At 64.6% G+C, this 13,689-nt stretch carries 13 protein-coding genes; 5 read left to right on the top strand and 8 right to left on the bottom strand.

The features are described from left to right. Window positions 1-67: 67 nt before the first annotated feature. Together hpt and acs are read left to right on the top strand one after the other, a co-directional pair. Complete coding sequence (gene hpt, locus OXT71_12815; protein ID MDE2927273.1) at window positions 68-631, top strand: hypoxanthine phosphoribosyltransferase; 564 nt, start codon at window positions 68-70, stop codon at window positions 629-631. A 46-nt stretch (window positions 632-677) separates the two neighbouring features. Next, window positions 678-2,636: an acetate--CoA ligase gene (gene acs, locus OXT71_12810; GenBank protein ID MDE2927272.1), complete on the top strand. Its 1,959-nt coding sequence runs from the start codon at window positions 678-680 to the stop codon at window positions 2,634-2,636. A gap of 14 nt (window positions 2,637-2,650) precedes the next feature. Here the strand turns inward: acs and OXT71_12805 are convergent, their stop codons facing one another. Continuing rightward, window positions 2,651-3,091: a BrxA/BrxB family bacilliredoxin gene (locus OXT71_12805; protein ID MDE2927271.1), complete on the bottom strand. Its 441-nt coding sequence runs from the start codon at window positions 3,089-3,091 to the stop codon at window positions 2,651-2,653. Window positions 3,092-3,339: 248 nt separating this feature from the next. Next, a complete protein-coding gene (locus tag OXT71_12800) occupies window positions 3,340-4,485 on the bottom strand; it encodes an acyl-CoA dehydrogenase family protein (protein ID MDE2927270.1) in 1,146 nt (381 codons plus the stop codon). A gap of 225 nt (window positions 4,486-4,710) precedes the next feature. On the opposite strand from OXT71_12800, the gene OXT71_12795 reads away from it, so the two are divergent. Beyond that, window positions 4,711-5,757 (top strand): deaminase, encoded by a 1,047-nt coding sequence (locus OXT71_12795; protein ID MDE2927269.1) that lies wholly within the window; start codon window positions 4,711-4,713, stop codon window positions 5,755-5,757. Here the strand turns inward: OXT71_12795 and OXT71_12790 are convergent. The 3 genes from OXT71_12790 to OXT71_12780 are packed head-to-tail and all read right to left on the bottom strand — an operon-like array spanning window position 5,722 to window position 9,193. Beyond that, a complete protein-coding gene (locus OXT71_12790) occupies window positions 5,722-7,095 on the bottom strand; it encodes a nicotinate phosphoribosyltransferase (protein MDE2927268.1) in 1,374 nt (457 codons plus the stop codon). The genes OXT71_12795 and OXT71_12790 overlap by 36 nt on opposite strands. Continuing rightward, window positions 7,092-8,390: an adenylosuccinate lyase gene (gene purB, locus OXT71_12785; protein ID MDE2927267.1), complete on the bottom strand. Its 1,299-nt coding sequence runs from the start codon at window positions 8,388-8,390 to the stop codon at window positions 7,092-7,094. The genes OXT71_12790 and purB overlap by 4 nt, the downstream gene beginning before the upstream one ends. Continuing rightward, window positions 8,387-9,193: an MBL fold metallo-hydrolase gene (locus OXT71_12780; protein ID MDE2927266.1), complete on the bottom strand. Its 807-nt coding sequence runs from the start codon at window positions 9,191-9,193 to the stop codon at window positions 8,387-8,389. The genes purB and OXT71_12780 overlap by 4 nt, the downstream gene beginning before the upstream one ends. Window positions 9,194-9,310: 117 nt before the next feature. Between OXT71_12780 and mtaB the strand changes: the two genes are divergently transcribed. Continuing rightward, window positions 9,311-10,663: a tRNA (N(6)-L-threonylcarbamoyladenosine(37)-C(2))-methylthiotransferase MtaB gene (gene mtaB, locus OXT71_12775; protein ID MDE2927265.1), complete on the top strand. Its 1,353-nt coding sequence runs from the start codon at window positions 9,311-9,313 to the stop codon at window positions 10,661-10,663. Here mtaB and acpS read toward each other — a convergent pair. Then, complete coding sequence (acpS, locus tag OXT71_12770) at window positions 10,630-11,004, bottom strand: holo-ACP synthase (GenBank protein ID MDE2927264.1); 375 nt, start codon at window positions 11,002-11,004, stop codon at window positions 10,630-10,632. The two genes, mtaB and acpS, sit on opposite strands and share 34 nt — an antisense overlap. 59 nt (window positions 11,005-11,063) lie before the next feature. Here acpS and pgeF point away from each other — a divergent pair, with 59 nt between their 5' ends. Beyond that, window positions 11,064-11,855: a peptidoglycan editing factor PgeF gene (pgeF, locus tag OXT71_12765; GenBank protein ID MDE2927263.1), complete on the top strand. Its 792-nt coding sequence runs from the start codon at window positions 11,064-11,066 to the stop codon at window positions 11,853-11,855. Between the two features lie 51 nt (window positions 11,856-11,906). Here the strand turns inward: pgeF and purE are convergent, their stop codons facing one another. Together purE and purD are read right to left on the bottom strand one after the other, a co-directional pair. Further along, window positions 11,907-12,389: a 5-(carboxyamino)imidazole ribonucleotide mutase gene (gene purE, locus OXT71_12760; protein ID MDE2927262.1), complete on the bottom strand. Its 483-nt coding sequence runs from the start codon at window positions 12,387-12,389 to the stop codon at window positions 11,907-11,909. Continuing rightward, window positions 12,390-13,685 carry a phosphoribosylamine--glycine ligase gene (gene purD, locus OXT71_12755; GenBank protein MDE2927261.1) on the bottom strand — a complete coding sequence of 432 codons (1,296 nt, stop codon included), beginning with the start codon at window positions 13,683-13,685 and terminating at the stop codon, window positions 12,390-12,392. Window positions 13,686-13,689: the final 4 nt, after the last annotated feature.

Genomic DNA, 13,689 nt, shown 5'->3' with positions numbered 1-13,689 from the left:
ATCCCCGCCGGAGGGCGGTACCGGGCTGTGCTATGATCAATCCGTGTCCCCAAGCCGGACAAACTCATTGGACGTTCTTATTCAAGAGGGTGAGATCCGGCAGCGTGTCGCCGAAATGGCTCGCCGCATAGAGGCCGATTACCGGGACAGGGAACCGCATTTTGTGGGGGTCCTCAAGGGAGCGGCGATATTTCACGCCGACCTGGTCCGGGAATTGACCCTTCCCCTGACCATCGATTTCCTGTCGGTTTCCAGCTACGGCGCCGCCACGGAATCCGTGGGCCCGTTGAAGCTGGACAAGGACCTGGAGGATGACATCAAGGGCAAGGACGTCGTCCTGGTTGAGGATATCGTCGACACGGGCCGGACCGCCTCCTTTTTGTTCCACTGGCTGCCGAAGCGAAAACCGGCTTCCTTGAGGCTTTGCGCACTCTTGTCCAAGCCGAGCCGCCGGGAGTTTCCCGCCCGCCCCGACTACGTCGGCTTCGATGTTCCCGACCGGTTCGTTGTCGGCTATGGCCTGGACTACAATCAGATGTATCGCAACCTGCCGTATATCGCGGCCCTCCGGAGTCCGAAAGAGGAGCCGTCCATCGCGCATTCGGAGCACACCGCCACAAGCGAACCGTGAGATCTTCCAGGCCTGGAGCAGGGCCTGCGAGTGAGGAGAACCTGAGATGAGCGAGAAAGAAGGAACCATATCTGCATTGATGACGGAGGATCGGAGGTTCTCCCCAGCCGCGGAGTTCACCGCTCACGCCAACTGGAGCGACCCGGAAGTCTATCAGCGGGCGCTGGAGGATCCGGAAGGTTTCTGGAGCGAGATGGCCCGGGCCATCGACTGGTTTGAACCGTGGGACACGGTTCTGGAATGGGACCCGCCGACCACGAAGTGGTTTCTGGGAGCCCGGGTCAACGTCTCCTACAACTGCGTCGACCGGCACCTTAAGACGTGGAGAAAGAACAAGGCGGCCATCATCTGGGAAGGCGAGCCCGGCGACACGCGGGTTCTGACTTTCCAGGACCTGTACCGCGAGGTGAATCGTTGCGCCGCCGCCATGAGGCGGTTGGGCGTCCAAAAGGGAGACCGGGTTGCGCTCTATCTGGGAATGGTTCCCGAGCTCCCGATCGCCATGTTGGCCTGCGCGCGGCTTGGCGCTCCCCACACCGTCGTGTTCGGCGGCTTCAGCCCCGAGTCGCTCCGCGACCGCATTGTGGACTGCCAGGCCAAGCTCCTGGTCACGGCCGACGGGGCTTGGCGCCGCGGAAAGGTGGTGGACCTGAAGGGGAACGCCGATCGAGCGGTGGAGGGTTGTCCCAGCATCGAGAACGTGCTCGTCGTGAACCGGGTCGCGCCCCCGGAGCAGGCTTCCATGGTGGAAGGGCGGGATCGTTGGTGGCACGACGAAATGGAAGCCAGCGGGACGGATACCGTCGAGGCCGAATCGCTGGACAGTGAGCACCCGCTGTACATTTTGTACACCTCCGGCACTACGGGGAAGCCGAAGGGCCTGCTTCATACCACCGGGGGCTATCTGGTCGGCGTCCACACGACTGCCAAGTACGTGTTCGACCTGAAGGAGGATGACACCTATTGGTGCGCCGCCGACGTGGGCTGGGTCACGGGGCACAGCTACATCGTCTATGGCCCCTTGTCCAACGGCGCTGCCTCAATCATGTACGAAGGGGCCCCTGATTTTCCCGGGAAGAACCGTTTCTGGCAGATCATCGAGAAATACCGGGCCAACATTCTGTACACGGCCCCCACCGCGATCCGCGCGTTCATGAAGTGGGGAACGGAGCATCCTGCGGGCCACGACCTGAGTTCGCTCCGTCTCCTGGGTACGGTGGGAGAACCCATCAACCCGGAGGCCTGGGTGTGGTACCGGGACAACATCGGTTCCGGTCGAACGCCGGTCGTCGACACCTGGTGGCAGACGGAGACGGGCATGACCCTCATCACTCCGTTGCCGGGGATGACGGTATTGAAACCTGGCTCGGCGACCTTCCCCTTCCCCGGCGTGGAGGCCGACATCGTGGACGAGGCGGGAGAATCGGTGCCTTTGGGCGGGGGCGGCTATCTCATACTGAAACGCCCCTGGCCCGCCATGGCCCGGACCATCTGGGGCGATGCGGAGCGATGGTACGACCAGTACTGGTCGCAATTCCCCGGAATCTACTTCACGGGAGACGGAGCCAAGCGGGATGAGGACGGGTATTTTTGGCTGCTGGGCCGCGTCGACGACGTCCTGAACGTCGCCGGTCACCGAATCGGGACCATGGAGGTGGAAAGCGCGCTCGTGAGCCATCCCAGTGTGGCCGAAGCGGCCGTCATCGGGATCAATCACGAAATCAAGGGCCAGGCGATCGGCGCGTTCGTGACGCTCCGGGGAGATCAGGCGGCGTCGCCGGAATTGATCACCGAACTGAAGCTCCACGTCGGCGAAAAGATCGGGCCCATCGCCCGGCCCGACACGCTGATCCCCACCGGGGAGCTGCCCAAGACCCGCAGCGGAAAGATCATGCGGCGCCTGCTCCGGGACATCGCCGAGGGCCGGGTCGTCGGCGACACGACCACATTGCAGGACCCTGGAGTCCTGGACGCCATCAAGGACAAATACGAAGAAACCGAATAGCGTGGGAGAGCTATTCAGGAAGCCGCGGTTTCTGCCTTGGCGCAATGCCGGCCGAAGGCTTCCCGCAGGTCCCGGGAGATTTCGTAGGCTTCCCGGCTCTCGATCAGGTGGCGCTCCATCATGTAGACCAGCTTGCCGCCGCTCAGCAGCGCGATGCTGGGAGAAGATGGCGGATACGGGAAAAAGTATTCCCTGGCCCGGGCCGTCGCCTCGAGGTCCTGGCCGGCGAATACGGTGGTCAGGCGATCCGGTTTGGGATCGGAGCTGAGCGCATCCGCGATGGCCGGACGGGCTCGCGCCGCGGCGCAGCCGCAGATGGAGTTGACGACCACCAGAACGGTGCCCTTCTCTCCGGTAATCGCCTGGTCCACGTCTTCCGCAGTGCGCAGTTCATCGACGCCGATGCGGGTCAGTTCCTGCCTCATCGGGGTCACCCACTGTTCAGGATATGGCATGAATTCCTCCTCCTTCGATTTTGCCGATTTTGCGCGTCGAGCGCGCCCACCATTCTAATTCGGAAGCGGGACCCAATTCCAGGTGAACAGCCCGTGGCAACAGTCGTCACGGCATTCGACCGTCCCTGCACAGGCGCGGACGTCGTTGCGATTCGGGCGCATACACTCCCGGTAGGCGCGCCGAATCGCGCCTTGTCCGGCGGGCGCAGGAACGGTCTCGGCGCTCGCGGGACTTTCACCACGGACTGTTAATCGAACGCCGGGATTCCGGTGATGGACTGGCCCAGGATCAGGGTGTGAATGTCGTGCGTTCCCTCGTAGGTCGAAACCGTTTCCAGGTTCGACATGTGGCGAAAGACCGGATACTCGGACAAGATGCCGTTGGCGCCCAACAGATCCCGGGCCAGACGCGCGATCCGGAGGGCGACGGCGACGTTGTTGCGCTTCGCCAGCGAAATCTGGTCGTGCCGGCACTTGCCCTGATCCATGAGTTGTCCCAGCCGGTAGGTGAGAAGCTGGCCCTTGGTGATCTCGGTCAACATGTAGACCAGTTTCCGCTGGACCAGCTGGTGGCTCGCAATGGGGCGGCCGCCGAACTGGCATCTTTCCAGAGTCCAACGCCGGGCGGTCTCGTAGCAGGCCATGGCCGCCCCCAGAGCCCCCCAGGCGATGCCGTACCGGGCCTTGTTCAAGCACATGAGGGCGCTCTTCAGGCCGGTCGTCCCGGCCAGGAGACGGTCTTCGGGGATCCGGCAGTCGTCCAGGACCAGCTCGGAGGTGACCGAGGCCCGCAGCGAATGCTTGTGGCGGTAGTCCCTGGTGGTGAATCCGCCGTCGGAGCGTTCCACCAGAAAGCCGCGGATACCCTCTCCTTCCAGGCGCGCCCAGACGATGGCGACGTCGGCGATGCTGCCGTTGGTGATCCACGCCTTGTTTCCGTTCAGCACGAACCCGCCGCCGGTCCGCCTCGCCCGCGTCCGCATCCCGGCCGGATTCGATCCGAAGTCCGGTTCGGTGAGGCCGAAGCAGCCGATGGACCTCCCGGCCTGGAGCCGGGGCAGCCAGTCGGCGCGTTGCTCCTCGCTGCCGAAACGGTGGATGGGATACATGACCAGGGCGTTCTGGACCGAGACGAAGCTGCGCAGCCCGCTGTCGCCCCGCTCCAGCTCCTGCATGATGAGGCCGTAGCCCACCGGTTTCAGGCCGGCGCAGTTGTAACCGGTCAAGCTGGCCCCGAGGTAGCCGAGGCGCGCCATGGGATCCACCAGTTGCAGGGGGAACGTGCCGGCCTGGAAATGGTCTTCGATGACGGGCAGGACCCGTTCTTCGACGAACGAACGGACGCTGTCTCGAATCAGCCTTTCCTCCTGCGTCAGCAGGTCGTCAAGACGCATGAAATCCAGGTTTTCCGCCACGGCGACGAATATAGCAGCCCGTGGCGAAAGTCATCACGGCATTCGACCGTCCCTGCATCCCGACGGACTGCTCGCAGCCCCCGGCCGCTGTCGCCCCGCAAGCCCGGCCGCCGCCGGGGTGGGTGCGCCTCCTGCGCAAGAGGCAGGCTGGAGACTTCCGGAGCACGCCCGATTTCCCTCTCCCCCGTGTGCTATAAGAGTTTCGTGATCATTGGGCTCACGGGTCGCAACGGCTCCGGTAAGGGCGTCGTGGCCGACTACCTGCAGAGCAAGGGCTTCGGATTCTGGTCCCTCTCGGACGTCATCCGCGACGAAGTCGTCCGGCGAGGGGAAGAAGTGACGCGGCCGCGTCTCATCCATGTCGGGAGGGATCTTCGGGCCAAGTACGGCAGCGACCACCTGGCGCAGGAGATCCTGGCGAAGTTGGAAGCGGACCGGAACTATGTCGTGGACTCCTTCCGTCACCCGGCGGAGGTCCGGGCGTTTTCACGGCAGCCCGATTTCTACCTCGTGGCGATCGAGGCGGAGGCTGAAGTTCGTCATCAGCGCGTCTGCGCCCGGGGCCGCGAGAGCGATCCCGTCTCGTTCGGGCGGTTTCTCGAGTTGGAACGGCAGGAGCTGTCCAGTCCGGACACGCAGGGCCAACAGCTCCTGGCCACTGGCCGGTTGGCCAACGTCAGCTTCGCCAACAACGGCACCAAGCAGGACCTCTGGAGCAAGGTCGCCGAGTGGTTGAAGCGAACGGCTCCCAAGATGACCCGGCCCGGCTGGGACCCCTATTTCATGAAACTGGCTCAAGTGGTCGCGCTCAGGAGCAACTGCATCAAGCGCAAGGTGGGCGCCATCATCGTGCGCGACCTCCGGGTCATATCGACGGGCTACAACGGCACTCCCCGCGGCACTCGAAACTGTTTCGAGGGGGGATGCCCCCGGTGTGCAGGGCCGGCGGACAGCGGCACCCAATTGGATGACTGCCTCTGTTCCCATGCCGAGGAGAATGCCATCACCCAGGCGGCTTACCATGGGGTCAGCGTGAACGGGGGCGTTCTGTATACGACGTATTCGCCCTGCCTGACCTGCAGCAAGATGATCATCAACTCGGGGGTCGTCGAGGTGGTCTACAACCTGGAGTATCCCCTTTCCGGGAGATCGTTTCGCCTCCTCCGGGAGGCGTCGGTCGTGTGTCGCCGGTTGACCGTGGGAGAATCTGCGGCGCTACCGGCGGTCTCCGAGATGCGACCTTCGAAGTGAGCGCTCGGCCTCCCTCAACCGTGGGCTGTGCCGGACCGGATACGCCTCGCCCTCCGGCCGCCACAGGCGTTCCGGCAAGCCATCCAACTGGGTCCGCGCGTCGTCCCTCACCTGGCGGACGGTGGGAAGATCGACATTGGTTTCGCCGCCCTCCACGTATTTGACAAGCAACGACGAATATCCGTCTGGTGCGGCTTCTCCTTCCGCCGCCAGGAGGTCCCCAACGAATTCCCTGCCCTCGCGGTGGCGATAGAGTTCCTTTCGGAGAGGGAACGACCCCTTTTCCCCGCTGATCTTCATTCGGGGCAGGGCCCGGCCCTCGTGGAGCCTCTCCACCAGTTTGTAGACCAGATCGCAGGTCGGGGCTTCCGGGCAGACCACCAGGTCGGTTCCCACGCCGTAGCCGTCGATGGGCGCCTCCGCCTCCGTCAGCGCCTTCACCCTCTCCGGATTCAGATCCCCGCTGACCAGGACCCGTGTCTCATGGTGTCCGCTCTGGTCCAGGAGCTTGCGGGCCGCCCTCGCCGTTCGGTCCAAATCGCCGCTGTCCACCCGCACCCCCTGCGCCGGCGAGGCGAGCCTGAGCGCGTTCCTGACGCCGCGGAGCGTGTCATAAGTGTCCACGAGCAGAATCGAGTGCCGGGGAAAAGACCGCTGGAAGGTCTCGAAGGCGCGTTTCTCGTCGTCGAAGAATTGAATGAAGGAGTGGGCCATGGTGCCGTAGAGGGGAATGCCGAGTCGATACCCGGCCAGAACGTTGCTGGTGCCGTCGCAGCCGCCGATGAACGATGCGCGGGCCGCAAGGAGGCCGGCCTGGGGCCCCTGTGCGCGGCGGCTGCCGAAGTCGATCACCGGCCGGCCCCGGGCGGCGCGGCAGAGCAGGCTCGCCTTGGTGGCCACCGTCGTCTGGTAGCTGATCGACGCGATCAGGTAGGTCTCCAGAAGTTGCGCCTCCATGACGGGGGCCCTGACCTGGAGAACCGGTTCGTGGGGAAAGAAGGGAGTCCCCTCGGGCAAGGCCCAGAGATCCCCGCTGAACCGGAAATCACTGAGGTAGTCGAAGAACCCCGGGGAGACCCCGCGGAAGACCTCCAGGGTCCGCAGCCAGGCCAGGACGTCTTCCGGAAAGCGCAGGTTCAGAACCTGGTGCAGCGCCTGCTCCAATCCGGCGGCAACCAGAAAACTCCTCCGTGCCGGCAGTCGCCGGGCAAAGAGTTCGAAGGTGGCGCGCTCCTCGGCGAACCCGGCCTCGAAGTAGGCGGCGAGCATGGTCAATTCGTAAAGGTCGGTGTGGATGCCCAGGGTTTCCTGGGAGGGAAACAGGGGACGCAATTTCATGCTTCGGGAAACACGCGGGCGAAGACCGTGTCGACGTGCTCAAGTGTCTTCCGAAGATCGAAGGCGGATTCGATCTGGGCCGGAGAGAGTTGGGATCGAATGTCGGAATCGGCGAGGATCAGCGTCTTGAAGTCGGCCTTTTCGTTCCAGACCCGGAGGGCGTTGCGCTGGACCCATTCGTAGGCCTGGCTGCGGAGGACGCCCGCCATGACCAGTTTCAGCAACAGGGTGCCCGAGTACATCAGGCCTCCGGTCAACTCCAGGTTGGCCAGCATCCTCTCCCGGTTCACCACCAGGTTGTCCACCACCCGGCCCAGGCGCAACGTGAGGTAGTGGGCCAGCGTCGTGCTGTCGGGCAGGATGACCCGTTCCACCGACGAGTGAGAGATGTCCCGCTCGTGCCAGAGGGGGATGTTCTCCAGCGCCGCCAGCGCGTTGGCGCGAAGCACCCGGGAAAGTCCGCTCACGTTCTCGGAGCTGATGGGGTTCTTCTTGTGGGGCATGGCGGAGCTGCCGGTCTGGCCGGTTCGAAAGGCCTCGCTGGCTTCGCCCACTTCGGTGCGCTGCAGATGGCGAATTTCGGTGGCGATCTTGTCGTAGGTCGAACCCAGGATGGCCAGGGTGCACAGGTATTCGGCGTGGCGGTCCCGTTGCAGGGTCTGCGTGGAGGCGGCCGCATAGCCGATACCGAGTGCGTGGCAGACCTTCTCCTCGACCTCGGGGGGCAGGTGGGAAAAGGTGCCCACCGGGCCGCTGATCTTGCCGACTTCCAAGGTCTTGCGGGCCTTCCGGAAGCGTTCCAGGTTGCGCTCCATTTCCGAATACCAGACGGTCACTTTGAGGCCGAACGTGGTGGGCTCGGCATGGATCCCGTGGGTCCGCCCCATCATCGGCGTGTCCTTGTGGCGGCGGGCCTTGCGGCGCAGCACCTCCAGAAAGTTCACGAGGGCGGATTCGATCAGCTCGGAGGCTTCCTTGACCTGGAGCGCCTGCGCCGTGTCCACCACGTCGGTGGAGGTCAAACCCATGTGAATGAACCGGGAGGAGGGTCCGACCACTTCCGACACGGCACGGATGAAGGCCACGACATCGTGACGCGTGACGGCCTCGATCTCGTGGATCCGCTCGACGGAAAACCCTGCCTTTTCACGGATTTCCGACATGGCCGCCGGGGGGATGCGCCCGGCATCGCTCAGCACCTGGCAGACCGCCACCTCCACCTCGAGCCACTTCCGGAACTTGTTTTCTTCAGACCAGATCCGGGCCATTTCGGGCCGGCTGTACCGGGGAATCATAGGCTCAAGACTATGGAGGGTCGGTTCTGGTGAGTCAAGTGAACCCGGGGGCCCGATTCGCCGCTTCCGGAGGCGCCGGAAAGAGCCGCCGAGATCTGTTCCAGGGCCAGTTGGGGATGGTTGTTGGTGCGGCTCATATGGGCCAGGAATATGTGTCTGGTCCTGTCGCCCAGGTGCGTCTGGAGGCACCGGCCCAGCGCATGGTTGGAAAGATGGCCCTTCGGCCCCATCAGCCGTTGCTTGAGGAGCCAGGGGTAGGGGCCGGCCAGCACCATCTCCTCATCGTGGTTGGATTCCAGGATCAACCAGTCGCAGTCGGCCAGAGGTTCCGTGATTTCCGGGGTGGGTTCACCCAGATCGGTGGCAAGAAGGCCTTGAATCCCATCGGCGGCAAACCGGAAGCCGACCGGTTGGGCCGCGTCGTGGGACACCGGGAGGGCTTCGACCTCCAGGTCGCCGATCTGAAACGGAACTCCCACCGGGACGATCATCGTCCGGTCCACTTCCTGGAGTGCGGGGCTTTCCCTCAAGGTCCCCCCGGTCATGAATGCAGGGACTTCCAGATCCCGGACCAGGGCCGGGACGCCGCTGACGTGATCGGTGTGTTCGTGCGTCAGAAGGAGAGCGTCCAGCCCATCCAGCGACAGTCCCACCTGCTGGAGGCGCCGGCCAAGGCTCCGCCGGCCGAAGCCGAGATCGACCAGAATCCGGGCCTTCGCCGTCGCGATGTACGTGCAGTTTCCAGCGCTGCCACTTCCCAGAACGCAGATTTTCATGCTGGAGTCCCGACGCTTCGCAGCCATGGCCGTGCGAAACGCCGATCGAGTGCCGTGATGGCGTTTTGTGCCGCCTGTTAGAATCTACCAGCCTGGTGTGAAAGGGACGGCTGGCCACCGGGTCAGGAGACAAGGCGAAATCAGATGACTCCCAGTTTCCACATTTTCAGCTTCGGCTGCCGCACCAACCAGTCCGACAGCGCCGCCATCCGGCAGGACTTCCTGGGCCGCGGCTACCGCGAGGCATGGGACTGGCGGAAGGCGGGCATCATAGTCGTCAACTCCTGTACCGTCACGCATCGAGCCGATCAGCAGGTGCGGCAGTTGGTTCGCCGGTTTCACCGCGAAAACGGGGCCGCCCGGATCGTCGTGACCGGTTGCTACGCTCAGCGAGAGCCGGAGAGCCTGTCCCGAATACCGGGCGTCGAAGCCGTCGTCGGAAACACTCACAAGAGTGACCTTGTGGGAATCGTGGACAAGCCTGCGGAATCCGCTCTGACCTCGGACGAGCTGGCGGACGTGTACCGGCAGGAATTCGTCAAGGTCCGCACCATGGAGGGCGCCGCCGCCGGCTCCCCGGGGCTGCGAGTCCGGCCCTTCGTCAAGGTCCAGGACGGCTGTGACGCCAAGTGCACGTACTGCATCATCCCGCTGGTTCGCGGACCCGGTCGGAGCCTGCCGCCGGAGCAGGTTCTGGCCCAGGTGCGCGAGTTGGCGCGAAAGGGGTTCCAGGAGGTGGTTCTGACCGGGATCCACATTGGAACCTACGGGATGCATTTGAAACCGCGCTATCCGCTGGACCGCCTCCTGGCGGACGTGGCCGGGACTCCCGGGCTGGTCCGGGTGCGGCTGAGCTCCATCGAGCCCATGGAGCTGTCGCGGCGGGTCATCGAGTTGGCGGCCGGGAACGACAAGATCTGTCCTCATTTCCACATCTGCCTCCAGAGCGGAAGCAACCGGATCCTGAGGAGGATGTGGCGCCCGTACGACACGTCCAGGTTTGGTGAGATCGTGCAGGAGATCCGGACCCGGTTGCCCCAGGCATCCATCGGAACGGACCTGGTGGTTGGATTTCCGGGGGAGAACGCGCGGGACCACCTGGAAACCGTCCGATTCGTCCAGGCCATGCCTTTCACCTATTTCCACGTGTTCCCCTACAGCGACCGGCCCGGGACCCGCGCTTCGGCCATGCGGTCCAAGGTCGACCCGCGGCTCCAGCGCCGGCGGTGTTGGGAGTTGAGGCAGATTTCGGCGGCGAAGAACCGCGCCTTCCGGCGGCGGTTCATCGGCAGGAAGCTTTCGGTCCTGACCCTGGGAGAGTCTGCCGCCGGGAGGTGGGAGGGGATCTCCGCGAACTACATCAAGGTTCGTTTTCCGGGCCCCGTGGCGCCCAACAGAGTGGTCCGGGTTGAGGCCGCCGGGGAGACTGAAGATGGGCTGGCGGCGAATCCCGGCTCAGCGCCTCAACCGTCGATGACGACGCAGGCCACTGCGTAGTCGGTGGCGTGGGTGATGGTGAGGAGGCTCTTTCGAGCCTTCGATTCCTTGAAGATGGCGGCCGCTTTTCCGTAAAGGGTCAACTGGGGTTCGCCCATGGGTCCGGCCGTGGTCTCGACGTCGCGCCACCGGATCCCGGCCTGCCAACCGGTCCCCAGCGCCTTCAGGGCCGCCTCCTTGGCCGCGAACCGTCCGGCGAAATGCTGGTACTTGTTCTTGCGCTGGGAGCAGTACCGTATTTCCTCAGGGGTGAAGACCCGCTCGGTGATGGATTTGCTGCCGCGCAAGGCCTTGGCGATGCGGTCGACCTCCACGATGTCCAGTCCGATTCCGACGACCATGGGGAGCCCTCTGTGAACGGCGCACAGTTTACTGTGAGGAGGGTTGTCAGTTCCAGGCCATGGTACCCTGGCAGCCCGTGATGGTGGAGAGGACGGCCGGACACTTCCCCTTCCTTGCCTTCGGGGGCCTGACGGCGATCCCGGGCTTCGTACACGCCGTCACGACCCGCGCAACCGACGGATCCGGCGCGGCTCCTTCGGCCACCCGCCCAGCGGCGCCGGATGAGGCGTTTCTGACTGCCCTCGGGATACCGGCCAGAAAGCTGATCCTGTTGGAACAGGAGCATGCGGACGCGGTCCTGGCCGTGGAAACAGAAAAGCCGGCTTGCGGCTCCGGTCATCCCCGGGCGGATGCCGTGATTCTGACGTCCCCCGGCTGGTACGGGGCGATCCGGACGGCGGATTGCCTCTCCGTGGTGATGGTGGACCCGCGGCGCCGGGTCCTGGGATTGGCGCACGCCGGCTGGCGGGGAACCTGCAGGGGCGTGACCGCCAAGGCGGCGGCCCGCCTTCTCCGGCTGACGGGCGCGGATCCGGGAGACCTCTGCGCCGCATTCGGCCCCTGCATCAGGAGTTGTTGCTACGAGGTCGGCGAGGAGGTCCGGGTTGCCTTCCGGGAGCGGGGGCAGGAAACGGAGAGGATCTTCCAGGGGAGTCATCTCGACCTGATCGGGGCCAACCGGCTCCAACTGGAGCGATTGGGCGTCAGGCGAATTCTGGACTCAGGCCTCTGCACCTCCTGCCGCAACGACCGGTTCTATTCCTACCGGCGGGAGAAGACGGAGCGGAGGATGTGGACCGTGGCCGGATTCCGCCCCGATTCGACGGAAGACCTCAAAACCCGGGCGTAGGACTCCGCCATCCTCCTTCGGCCGAACAGGAAGGCGGGGCGGGACTCGGCGTCAGAGTTGAATGCTCTCGATTTTCTTCTGTTGCGCCGCCTTGTAGGCGCGCAGCTTTTCCTGAAGTCCCGTATCGCTGCGGCTCAGGATCTGGACCGCCACCAGGCCCGCGTTGCGGGCGCCGGCCTTGCCGATGGCCATGCTGGACACGGGCACGCCGCCCGGCATCTGCACCGTGGCGAGCAGGGCGTCCAATCCTTTCAGCGGCGATGAGTCGATGGGGACGCCGATCACCGGCAAAATCGTGTGAGCCGCCAGGACGCCGGCCAGATGGGCCGCGGCGCCGGCTCCTGCGATCAGGACCTGGATCCCACGTCCCTCCGCATCGCGGGCAAAGTCCGTGGTCAGGGAAGGCGACCGGTGCGCCGAGAGAACACGGATGTCGTAGGGAACTTCGAAGTCATCCAGGATCTTGCTCGCTTCCTGCATCACCCCGAGATCGGAAACGCTTCCCATGAGGATGCCGACTTTCGGTGCGCTCATTTACGAATTCCTTTCTGTTTGGGAAAGCCGTCTGTATGCAATGTCTCGCCGATAGTAGATGCCGTCGAAGTGGATCTCCTTCAACCCCGAATAGGCGCGCCGCACCGCCTCGTCGAGAGAGGGAGCCAACGCCGTGACGCCCAGCACCCTTCCGCCGCTGGTCACGAACCGGCCGCCGGACTGGGAAGTTCCGGCATGGAACACCACCAGGTTCTCCATCCGGTCCGTCTTCGCCAGTCCCGAGATCTCCAGTCCCTTGGGATAGGACCCCGGGTACCCCTTGGCCGCGGCGACCACACAGACCGCGGCTTGTGAAGTCCACTCGGCTTGGGTGGAGGCCAGGTCCCCGCGGGCGGCTTGGAGCAGAAGTGTGGCGAGATCGCTCCGGAGCCGGGGAAGGATCACCTGCGCCTCCGGGTCTCCGAAACGCACGTTGTATTCCAGGACCCGGGGGCCGTCCTCAGTGAGCATCAATCCGGCGTAGAGGATTCCGGCGAAAGGCCGGCCCTCCCGTTTCATGCCGTCCACGGTGGGGAGAATGACCTGGTCGAGGATCCGCCGCCGCAGATCGGGAGACAGGAGGCCGTCCATGGAATAGGCGCCCATTCCACCCGTGTTGGGCCCGCGGCCTCCTTCGAAGATCTGCTTGTGATCCTGGGAGGGGACCATGGGGACCACGTTGCCGGCGCCGTCGGCCAGGACCATGAACGAAGCTTCCTCTCCCTGGAGAAACTCCTCGATCACCAGCCGGTCGCCGGCGGTTCCGAATTGCCTTGCGATCATGATCCGGTCGAGGGCCGCGACGGCCTCCTGCAGGTCGGCGCAGATCAGGACTCCCTTGCCGGCCGCCAGGCCGTCGGCCTTGAGCACCACGGGAAACTCGAAGAAGCCGCTCCGAAGCGCTCGCTCCGCGGCGGAAGGATCGTCGAAAACCCGATAGGCTGCCGTCGGGATCTGGTGGCGGCTCATGAAATCCTTGGCGAAGGCCTTGCTCCCCTCCAGCCGGGCCGCCTCCGCCGAAGGACCCACGAGCGGCACGCCGGACCGGCGAAAAAGGTCTCCGATGCCGTCCACCAGGCTGGCTTCCGGTCCGACCACGGCCAGATTCACGTCTTGATCGACGGCGAGATCCAACAGTTGACGGAGAGAGAGCTTGGGGAGAATTCGGGTCTTGGCGGCGGCCGCGATTCCGGCGTTTCCCGGGGAGCAGTAAATCTCCCGGACCTCGTCGCTCAAGCCCAGCTTCCAGACCAGCGCGTGTTCTCTTCCGCCAGAGCCGACGACGAGTATCTTCACTGTT

The sequence above is a fragment of the Acidobacteriota bacterium genome, assembly GCA_028874215.1.
Taxonomy (GTDB): Bacteria; Acidobacteriota; UBA6911; order RPQK01; family JAJDTT01; genus JAJDTT01.
Note: the sequence above shows the minus strand (reverse complement) of the source record. Positions and strands in the feature narration are given on the sequence as shown.

Coding starts and splice junctions, on each gene's coding strand:
- purE (MDE2927262.1), bottom strand. CDS start 12,389: ATGAGCGCACCGAAAGTCGGCATCCTCATGGGAAGCGTTTCCGATCTC.
- acs (MDE2927272.1), top strand. CDS start 678: ATGAGCGAGAAAGAAGGAACCATATCTGCATTGATGACGGAGGATCGG.
- OXT71_12790 (MDE2927268.1), bottom strand. CDS start 7,095: ATGAAATTGCGTCCCCTGTTTCCCTCCCAGGAAACCCTGGGCATCCAC.
- OXT71_12780 (MDE2927266.1), bottom strand. CDS start 9,193: ATGGCTGCGAAGCGTCGGGACTCCAGCATGAAAATCTGCGTTCTGGGA.
- purB (MDE2927267.1), bottom strand. CDS start 8,390: ATGATTCCCCGGTACAGCCGGCCCGAAATGGCCCGGATCTGGTCTGAA.
- acpS (MDE2927264.1), bottom strand. CDS start 11,004: ATGGTCGTCGGAATCGGACTGGACATCGTGGAGGTCGACCGCATCGCC.
- pgeF (MDE2927263.1), top strand. CDS start 11,064: ATGGTACCCTGGCAGCCCGTGATGGTGGAGAGGACGGCCGGACACTTC.
- mtaB (MDE2927265.1), top strand. CDS start 9,311: ATGACTCCCAGTTTCCACATTTTCAGCTTCGGCTGCCGCACCAACCAG.
- OXT71_12800 (MDE2927270.1), bottom strand. CDS start 4,485: ATGCGTCTTGACGACCTGCTGACGCAGGAGGAAAGGCTGATTCGAGAC.
- OXT71_12805 (MDE2927271.1), bottom strand. CDS start 3,091: ATGCCATATCCTGAACAGTGGGTGACCCCGATGAGGCAGGAACTGACC.